This is a genomic window from Candidatus Babeliales bacterium (assembly GCA_035288105.1).
Taxonomy (GTDB): domain Bacteria; phylum Babelota; class Babeliae; order Babelales; family Vermiphilaceae; genus SOIL31.
In genome coordinates, this window is sequence record DATEAY010000031.1 from 1 (window position 1) to 8,692 (window position 8,692).

10 protein-coding genes are annotated in these 8,692 nt (G+C 36.9%); 8 read left to right on the top strand and 2 right to left on the bottom strand.

Translation table 11 applies throughout. The annotated features are described in order from the left end of the window. From VJJ26_01570 to VJJ26_01600, 7 genes are all read left to right on the top strand, one after another. Positions 1-184: hypothetical protein (locus VJJ26_01570; protein HLC06853.1), on the top strand; the 184-nt coding region annotated here is incomplete at its 5' end. Between the two features lie 395 nt (positions 185-579). Continuing rightward, a complete protein-coding gene (locus VJJ26_01575; GenBank protein HLC06854.1) occupies positions 580-3,135 on the top strand; it encodes a ribonucleoside-diphosphate reductase subunit alpha in 2,556 nt (851 codons plus the stop codon). A gap of 272 nt (positions 3,136-3,407) precedes the next feature. Continuing rightward, positions 3,408-4,433 carry a ribonucleotide-diphosphate reductase subunit beta gene (locus tag VJJ26_01580; protein ID HLC06855.1) on the top strand — a complete coding sequence of 342 codons (1,026 nt, stop codon included), beginning with the start codon at positions 3,408-3,410 and terminating at the stop codon, positions 4,431-4,433. Positions 4,434-4,627: 194 nt separating this feature from the next. Further along, positions 4,628-4,804 (top strand): hypothetical protein, encoded by a 177-nt coding sequence (locus tag VJJ26_01585; GenBank protein HLC06856.1) that lies wholly within the window; start codon positions 4,628-4,630, stop codon positions 4,802-4,804. Positions 4,805-4,839: 35 nt separating this feature from the next. Beyond that, entirely contained in the window at positions 4,840-5,136 is a 297-nt protein-coding gene (locus tag VJJ26_01590) for a hypothetical protein (GenBank protein ID HLC06857.1), read from the top strand. Positions 5,137-5,176: 40 nt separating this feature from the next. After that, positions 5,177-5,452, top strand: a complete 276-nt coding sequence (locus tag VJJ26_01595; GenBank protein ID HLC06858.1) for a hypothetical protein — start codon at positions 5,177-5,179, stop codon at positions 5,450-5,452. Positions 5,453-5,491: 39 nt separating this feature from the next. Further along, positions 5,492-6,568 carry a hypothetical protein gene (locus VJJ26_01600; GenBank protein HLC06859.1) on the top strand — a complete coding sequence of 359 codons (1,077 nt, stop codon included), beginning with the start codon at positions 5,492-5,494 and terminating at the stop codon, positions 6,566-6,568. On the opposite strand, the gene VJJ26_01605 is transcribed toward VJJ26_01600, so the two are convergent. Beyond that, positions 6,569-7,003, bottom strand: a complete 435-nt coding sequence (locus VJJ26_01605) for a thioredoxin family protein (GenBank protein HLC06860.1) — start codon at positions 7,001-7,003, stop codon at positions 6,569-6,571. A gap of 160 nt (positions 7,004-7,163) precedes the next feature. On the opposite strand from VJJ26_01605, the gene VJJ26_01610 reads away from it, so the two are divergent. After that, a complete protein-coding gene (locus VJJ26_01610) occupies positions 7,164-7,820 on the top strand; it encodes an RNA methyltransferase (protein ID HLC06861.1) in 657 nt (218 codons plus the stop codon). A 137-nt stretch (positions 7,821-7,957) separates the two neighbouring features. Here VJJ26_01610 and VJJ26_01615 read toward each other — a convergent pair whose 3' ends face one another. Beyond that, positions 7,958-8,377 carry a hypothetical protein gene (locus tag VJJ26_01615; GenBank protein HLC06862.1) on the bottom strand — a complete coding sequence of 140 codons (420 nt, stop codon included), beginning with the start codon at positions 8,375-8,377 and terminating at the stop codon, positions 7,958-7,960. Positions 8,378-8,692: the final 315 nt, after the last annotated feature.

An 8,692-nucleotide genomic window follows, 5' to 3' on the forward strand; every position in this document is an offset into this window, starting at 1 on the left:
CCTTTATTTTTCGGTTGGTCTAAATATTTGCGAAAATTGGGATGCTTGGGGTAGGGTTGAATCTACGAATAAGAAAAGAAATAGTGGCGAGGGGGGATACATACAAGAGGCAGTGAGGGATGAAAAAGGTGTGTTACTAAAAATGAATTACCCATTAGGCGTTTTTAGTAAAATGTTTTTTTGAATGATTGACTTGTTTTTATTTGGAGCTCATTCATTTTTTTTACACAAAAATGGTCAGTTCGTTCTTTATAGTTGCATCAATAGAAATAGACCGCGATTTGATATTTTTTATTCTAAATGTATTAATTTTGATTTGAAGGTTACAAAAAATTTAAGAATATATTTTCAATAAAAAGTTATAAAAACTATTTGATTATAAGGGACTTAGTCATTATCCTAGAGTGATACAATGCATTATCTTTTTTCATATAGCAACTATTTTAAAAAAAGTTTTATAGAGAAATAATAATCTGGTGTTGCGATTGTGATCTGTAACAGCTGCGAGACAATCGTATTAGTGTGCTTTGTAATAAGTTGTGTGAAATTAACCAAACCCTAAAAGGATTAGAGGATATCATGGAACAGCATAATCGAGTCTCAGCCGCACCATTTTTAAGTAATGACGCAGCTGAAAAAACAGAAAAAAAATTATACATGTTTTCTGTCGTAAAGCCTGATGGAATTCGAGAGGTGTTGAGCGAAAAACGGTTGAGACAAACGATTGGCTGGGCATGCATTGGATATGAATTTTTTACTGATCTGGAGTTAATTTTAAGTGAAACATTGAAAAATGTTTTTGATGGTATTACGCCCAATGGTATTATTGATGCGTTAATACTTGCCACAACTAGTTTTATTGAACGTGATTCTGCATATGGCAAAATTGCAGTACGTTTGCAATTAAAAAAATTATTTAAACAAGTCACTCACGTTTCTATTGAGCGCATTGATAGTGAACAGGTGTACCGTAAAACATTTATTAATGGTATTACCACTGGAATAGAGCTTGAATTGCTTGATAAACGCTTGGCTGATTTTGACCTAGAATATCTTGCGCAACAATTATCTGTTGAGCGAGATAGTTTATTTGATTATATGAGTGTGAGTATCTTATATAAACGGTATTTCCTTAAATATGAAACTCGTCACATTGAACTTCCGCAAGCCTTTTGGATGCGTGTTGCAATGGGGCTTTCGTATAATGAGCCTGACAAAAATAAAGCAGCCGTTGAATTTTATAATGTGATGTCTACATTGCACTATGTGCCAAGCACACCAACATTATTGCATTCGGCATTGTTGCGACCACAATTGAGTTCTTGTTTTCTTTCAACAGTAGAAGATGATTTAATTAATATTTTTAAAAGTTATTCAGATTCCGCTCAGCTTGCAAAGTGGTCAGGTGGGGTTGCGGTGGATTGGAGTAATATTCGTGCGTGTGGTGCGATGGTTGATTCTATCAAAACAGAAAGTCAGGGTGTTCTTCCATTTTTAAAAATTAACAACGATGTTGTTGCAGCAATTAATAGGAGTGGCAAGCGTCGCAGTGCAGCTGTTGTGTATCTTGAAACGTGGCATTTGGAAATTGAAGATTTTCTCGATTTGCGTAAAAACACTGGCGACGAACGTCGTCGTACGCATGATATTAATACCGCTAATTGGATTCCTGATTTATTCATGAAGCGTGTTATTGCTGATGGACAATGGACGCTTTTTTCTCCTGAAGAAGCTCCAGATTTGCATCATTTGTATGGTAAAGCGTTCGAAAAGCGCTATGCAGAATACGAAGAAATGGTAAAGCTTGATGTCATCAAGATGCATAAGACAATTCCAGCGCGTGAGTTGTGGCGTAAAATGTTGAGTAGGTTGTTTGAAACAGGACATCCATGGATTACATTCAAGGATCCGTGCAATATTCGTTCACCACAAGATCATGTGGGGGTTGTTCATAGTTCTAACTTGTGCACAGAAATTACGCTTAATACTTCAGCGGAAGAAATAGCAGTATGTAACTTAGGGTCAGTTAATCTAGCATATCACGTAAAAGACGGCAAACTTGATGAAGAAAAATTGAGTAAAACGGTTGCGACAGCAGTGCGCATGTTAGATAACGTGATTGATATCAACTATTATCCAGTTCAAGAAGCACAAACATCAAATATACGGCATCGTCCTGTTGGTCTTGGTATTATGGGGTTCCAGGATTTATTGTATCAAGTAGGGATTAATTTTGCATCTGAGTACGTGATTACATATTCTGATGAAGTAATGGAGTTTGTTGCGTATCATGCAATTTTGACATCATCTCAGCTTGCAAAAGAGCGCGGAGCGTATGCATCATACAAGGGTTCTAAGTGGGATCGTAATATTTTTCCACAAGATACTATAGATCTGCTTGAGCAAGAACGAGGGGTTACTGTACAAGTAAAGCGTGGTGGCAAACGTGATTGGTCCTCTGTGCGTCAACACGTGCAACAGTACGGTATGCGTAATTCAAATGTTATGGCAATTGCACCAACAGCAACAATAGCAAATATTTCTGGTGTGTTTCCTTCAATTGAGCCAATTTACAAAAATATCTATGTCAAAACAAATATGAGTGGTGAGTTTACCGTTATTAATAAATATTTGATAGATGATCTGAAGGCTCATGATTTGTGGAATCAAGAGATGCTTGAATTGCTTAAATATTACGATGGTAATGTGCAAATGATTGATGCTATTCCACAACAACTTAAAGATAAGTATAAAGAAGCGTTTGAAATTGATCCATTACATTTGATTAATGTTACTGCAGCACGTGGAAAATGGCTTGATCAAAGTATTTCGCACAATGTGTTTATGCGTGGAGTTTCTGGAAAAATGTTGAATGATATTTACATTGCTGCATGGCAAGTGGGGCTTAAGACAACATATTATTTAAGAACTCTTGGTGCAAGTCAGATTGAAAAAGCAAGTCTTGATGCGAATAAATTTGGATTTACGCAAAAGCGTGTGTACAAAACAATGGATAGTGCAACATCTGCTGCTACTACCATCGAAAAACAGGATGTTATCTTATCGGATGAAGAGATTGTTGCGGGTAAATCATGCAGTATTTCTGATGATCCTGCATGTGATGTGTGTCAATAGCATTTTTTTCCGCTATCCTTCGATACATTTTTCTATCCCCAGCTCCGTTATTCTACGCCGGGGTCCCCGTGTGAAAGGAACTGGAACATGGGGTAAGAAAACACTCAGGACGAGCGGGGGAAAGAACTCTCACCATGAGCATAAAGAAAGATAATTGTTTTTTTTTGGAATGAATATGCATCTCTTCCGCTCGTCCTGAGTGCCCCGGAGGGGCGTATCGAAGGATAGCGGCGCTTGATCCTTCAACAAGTTCAGGATGAGCGCATGAAATAATGAACTTGTTTGAAAGGTTAGTCATGAATAAAAATGGAATTATTAATAATTCAACAGTAGATCCAAATAAAATTTTACCAATGAGATATCAATGGGCGCGTCAGCATTATAAAGATGGTGTTGCGAACAATTGGACACCAGAAGAAGTTTCTATGCAGCATGATGTTGAGCAATGGAAATCTTCTACCGTGTTGACTGCAAATGAACGCCGTTTGATTTTATGGAATCTTGGTTTTTTTTCTACCGCTGAATCGTTAACGGCGAACAACCTGGTTCTTACGGTGTATAAGCACGTAACCAATCCGGAGTGTCGTCAATATTTGCTACGCCAGGCGTATGAAGAAGCAGTGCACACCGATACATTCATTTATTGTTGTGATTCATTGGGATTAAATCCTGATGAAATTTATAATATGTACGAAGTGATACCTTCAATCAAAGAAAAAGATGATTTTGTGGTGAATTTGACAAAATCTATTATGGATCCAAATTTTACAACTGATACGGTTGAAAATATTCAACGCTTTGTGCACGATCTTATTGGTTTTTACGTGATCATGGAAGGTATTTTCTTTTATGCAGGTTTTGCGATGATGCTTGCATTAAAGCGCCAGAATAAAATGATTGGTATTGGTGAGCAATTTGAATATATCATGCGCGATGAAAGTCTTCACCTTGCATTTGGTTGCGATTTAATCAACGTGATTAAATCAGAAAATCCTGAAATTTGGACTGAAAGCTTTCAACAAGAGATTGTTGAGTTGGTCAAGCAAGCAGTGGTGTTGGAAAAACAATATGCGCTTGATGCGTGTCCACAAGGAATGTTAGGGATTAATGCACAACAATTTGCTGAATATGTTGAACATATTACCGATCGTCGTTTAGAACGCATTGATTTACCAAAAGTGTATGGTACAAAAAATCCATTCCCTTGGATGTCGCAGTCTACTGATTTGAGCAAAGAAAAGAATTTCTTTGAATCACGTGTTACTGAATATCAGACTGCAGGTTCATTGGAATGGTGATTATAGAATAATCGAACTGATGATTGATTTTATTATTAAGAAGAAGGGCAAAAGCCCTTCTTCTTTTTTTTCGTCTTAGTAATTAGGTACAATGGCGAGCAGAAGTTAGATTTCATTATTGTGGGGGTATCATGATGAGAAAAATAGTGAACGGTTTGTTATGTTCGTTATGTGTTACAGCAACGTTATAAGGAATGGATGCTAGTCCTACTAAAAACCGTATAGAGTGCTTTAATCAATTGATTCAAGAAGTTCAAAAACAAAGAGAATCGCGTCAAAAAAAACACGTTACATTTGAGTTATCAACACGTAAAGGCCCTCGCGTTGATGGAGATCCAATTAATAAGGCAAATGAGGCTGAAAAAAAATAGGAGCTATAAATAATAATATTTTTTATGGAGTGATGATGTCAAAAAAAATGGTTGGTTTAGTAGTAAGTATTCTATGTATGTCATCAATGATATGTGCGATGGATAAGCTTAAATCAAAAAAAGTAAGTCGCAAAAAATCAAAAGATGTTCCTAATCTTGATTTTAAAGATGACAGTAGTCCTAGCAGAAATCAGGGTAGTTTAGGAGGTACGTCATCATCAGGTGGAACACCAAAAACTCCGGTAAAAAGTTTTGACGAGCTAAAGAAAAGTATAGAAAGAACAAAAAACGGTCATGGAATATCTGGAGAAGATTCTTCTCAAAAAAAATAGATAGTGTAAGTAAGAATGTGCTTTATGGAGGTAGCATGCTATGACGAAAAGTATGGTTATTTTTATCAGTACTGTTGTATGTTTTTCATGTGCGATGTATGCCATGGATAATAACGATGATAAAACAAGAAAAATTGTTGTTCCACGTAAGGTTAGTGCAGGCAAAGTTCCCAATCTGAATCAGGCTGATTATCAGCGGGCCAGAGATGCCAATAGTTTGGGACCGGATGTGCAAAAATCACCGAAAGAAAAAGTTCAAGATAAGGCAAAAAAACAGCAAAAACAACCCAAAGAGGACACTCCCGACAAAAAATAATGATATAAAAGATGATATACTTTATAAAGGGAGCATCTGATGATACACAAAAGAATTATTTTTATAGGTAGTGTTTTATGTTATTCATTTATGGTACTGAGTATGGATGAGAGTGATGCTTCTGCAAAGCCAAAACATGCCCTTACGCGTAGAGTAAGTGAAGAAAGAATTACTATTACTCCTGAAGAGAATCCAGAAGAAGGACCTAAGGGAAAAGTTCCAAGTCTCAAGTTAGATTCTGTTGTTAAAGAATCAAAAACTTCTCGCAGTGGAGCAAGCCAAACACCCAAGACGCCAGTGACACAGTTGGAAGAATTGGGGCGACAGGTACAAAGAGCTAAAAGTATCCGTACTGCGCAAAATACTCAACGTGTTGTTAAAAAGCGTATTATCGTTGAAGATGAACAATCACGTCCTCTCAATGTAACCGTAGGCAGTGTTCCAAATGTAGCAGAAGACATTGATGATACGGTTGAGCCAAAAAAAAGATTCTCTTTATTGCCGAGAGCACTTGTGCAAGAAGTTGTAGGACAGGGGCGGATAATATTACCGGATGATGAAAAACAGTATTCAGAAGAAGAAGTATGGGCAATGCTGGAGCTTTTTAACCCTTCATTGCATAGCTTTGGAAGACATCACAAGATGGATTTGGAAGAACTGAGAGAATATTCTTCATTAGCAGGTACTTTTGATATAGATCCCCAAGTACTTACAGAACTTATGCATAAAAATAATAGTAACAATGGTACGTCACAAACACAAACAACTGTTCAGCGTATATTAGATATTTTTTTTGGAAGTTCAGATAATCAGCAGGAAGCTTTTTTGAATAAAAAATATGGAAAGATTAAGGGCAAGCAACCAGATCCCTCTGAAAAATATAAATTGCTTATGTTTGAAGCTATGAAAGCTGCTTATGACCATGTAGATGGACAACCACATCGCTCAGCGATTGTCGATACTCATATTGGATTACAAAATACTCAAATCAATGATCAACAAGCTCAAATACGGCTGCAATATGTGGGTCTTGCGGTGACGGTATTAACAGCTGTTGGAGGATGGGTTTTTGGAATTTTTGGTCAAGCCACGTGTCCTACAAATAGCACGCTATAACTATTTGTTATTGTACACTCTAATAATTAATTGAGCAAGTTCATGTTTTGTGAGCGGTTTGCCATCATAACGACCAATTTCTTGTCCGTTACGTAGGAAAATGAGAGTTGGAATACTTGTTATATTGAATATATTTGCCAGATCTAAAAAGAAGTCACGGTTAATTTTAATAAAAGTGAATCCCGGCATTGTTGCAGCAAGGCTGTCAATAAGTGGTGACATACGATTACATGGTCCACACCAATCGGCATAAAAATCAAGAATCACATCACCGGTAGAGGTGAAAGTACTCAGATGTTGTTGTGTAGAACGAACTGATTTTTTCTGTTCGTGGAGATAGAGTGGCCTTCTGGGGGAAATTTCTTGTGCAAAAAGTGAAAGAACGATAACCGGTGCGGCAATAGTACAGAGCGTGGCTAGGGTAAATTTTTTCATTTAGGACCTTATTATTGGACTTATTCGTCTTGTATATCAGTATAAACCTTGCAGTTTTATTGGCAAACGGGGTCAAAAAAGGCTTATTTCTAGGTGTTTTTCTGTAGAATGGCTGTATACTGAAAAATATAAAACTTTTTAAGCATAGGCCATTTGCAGTATGAATACCCATGATAAAGCCGCACTAATAGAGCAACTTTTACAATACGTGACGGAAAACAAGCGTGAAAAGATGTATGCAGTGCTAGAAAACCGCACACGGTATATAACTGTTGTTTTGGAAGATCTTTTCCAACCGCATAATGCCAGTGCTGCATTGCGTACCTGCGATATTTTTGGTGTTCAAGATGTGCATGTGGTAGAAGCTCAACATACATTCAAAGCAGTGCCGACTATTGCAATGGGCGCATCAAAATGGGTGGATGTGCAATCATATAGTTCAATTACAGATTCCATTACCGCACTAAAAAAACAAGGCTATCGCATTGTTGCCACAACGCCACACCGACAATCTTATGCACTTCCTGAATTGCCGTTAGATCAAAAAACGGCACTCATTTTTGGCAGTGAGCAAACAGGATTATCCGAAGATGCATTAGCACAAGCAGACATGTTTGTTAAAATACCAATGTTTGGATTTGTTGAAAGTTTTAATGTTTCGGTGAGCGTTGCATTGTGTTTGTACGATGTTATACATCGTTTACACACATCTGAATACGCGTGGCAATTGTCAAATGAAGAAAAGCAGGACATTTTACTTGAGTGGATTAAAAAAGTATCAAAAACAGCGGCATTAGTTGAAAAAGAGTTAAAATAATTATTTACATTGAGCGTAAGAAAAGAGGGACTTTTTTTAAGTCCCTCTTTTTTATTTTTATAACTTACTAAGACGCGTCCGCCATAGCTCATGTCCGCCGTAGCTTTATGCGCAGGTGGATAGCGAAGGAGGAAGAATTAGTTAGTTTCTGATTCTTCAAAGAAGATAGCATCATTATCGTCAGCATCAACATCATCCGCATTTGCATAGTACATGTCATAAGTTTTGTAAGCTATGCCAGCAGCTGCTAATACAACAAGCGCGCGACCAATGTTGTTATTGTTAACATGCTTTGCAAATCTACCGTCTTTGAGGCAGTCAAAACTTGCAATGTATTTTAATGGAATATTAAAACTTTTGTCAGCAGTCCAACCAGCAACATTTTTTGCTTGAGCTATTACAAAAACAAAAGGAAGAGCAGCAGTTGCTAAAATACCAGCTTTTTCAACTTTTGCTGTTTCTGTAGCCGGAGTTTCTTTTTGTCCGTCTTCAGCAATAACCATAGAGTAAGGAGCTACAAACAACATTGCAGTTAGTAAAGCGCGTGATACGTTCATATAAATCCTTCGATAATAGATTATGATTTAAAACACTACACAATGCCTTAAATACGGCATTTTCACTTAAATCTTATATACAAAACTTTGTTATGTCAACAGGACTAGATGGTAAAAGGATGAGTACTTCAGGGAATTTTACAGGAATAAATCGGGATAGAAAAAAAATGTACCTTAGAGCTTATCCGAAAATTAATTAAAGAAGAAAGCCCTTTTTAAAAAGGCTATAATAGCCTTTGGAAACAAACAAAAAAAAGGGCTGTTATGAAGTTTATATCAGATAAGCTGTGGTGTGAATTAAAAAGTGTATTTTCG

What these genes read in the sequence shown, in the direction of transcription:
- VJJ26_01585 (HLC06856.1), top strand. Translation starts at nt 4,628, where the DNA reads ATGGATGCTAGTCCTACTAAAAACCGTATAGAGTGCTTTAATCAATTG.
- VJJ26_01610 (HLC06861.1), top strand. Translation starts at nt 7,164, where the DNA reads ATGAATACCCATGATAAAGCCGCACTAATAGAGCAACTTTTACAATAC.
- VJJ26_01615 (HLC06862.1), bottom strand. Translation starts at nt 8,377, where the DNA reads ATGAACGTATCACGCGCTTTACTAACTGCAATGTTGTTTGTAGCTCCT.
- VJJ26_01575 (HLC06854.1), top strand. Translation starts at nt 580, where the DNA reads ATGGAACAGCATAATCGAGTCTCAGCCGCACCATTTTTAAGTAATGAC.
- VJJ26_01600 (HLC06859.1), top strand. Translation starts at nt 5,492, where the DNA reads ATGATACACAAAAGAATTATTTTTATAGGTAGTGTTTTATGTTATTCA.
- VJJ26_01580 (HLC06855.1), top strand. Translation starts at nt 3,408, where the DNA reads ATGAACTTGTTTGAAAGGTTAGTCATGAATAAAAATGGAATTATTAAT.
- VJJ26_01605 (HLC06860.1), bottom strand. Translation starts at nt 7,003, where the DNA reads ATGAAAAAATTTACCCTAGCCACGCTCTGTACTATTGCCGCACCGGTT.
- VJJ26_01590 (HLC06857.1), top strand. Translation starts at nt 4,840, where the DNA reads ATGTCAAAAAAAATGGTTGGTTTAGTAGTAAGTATTCTATGTATGTCA.
- VJJ26_01595 (HLC06858.1), top strand. Translation starts at nt 5,177, where the DNA reads ATGACGAAAAGTATGGTTATTTTTATCAGTACTGTTGTATGTTTTTCA.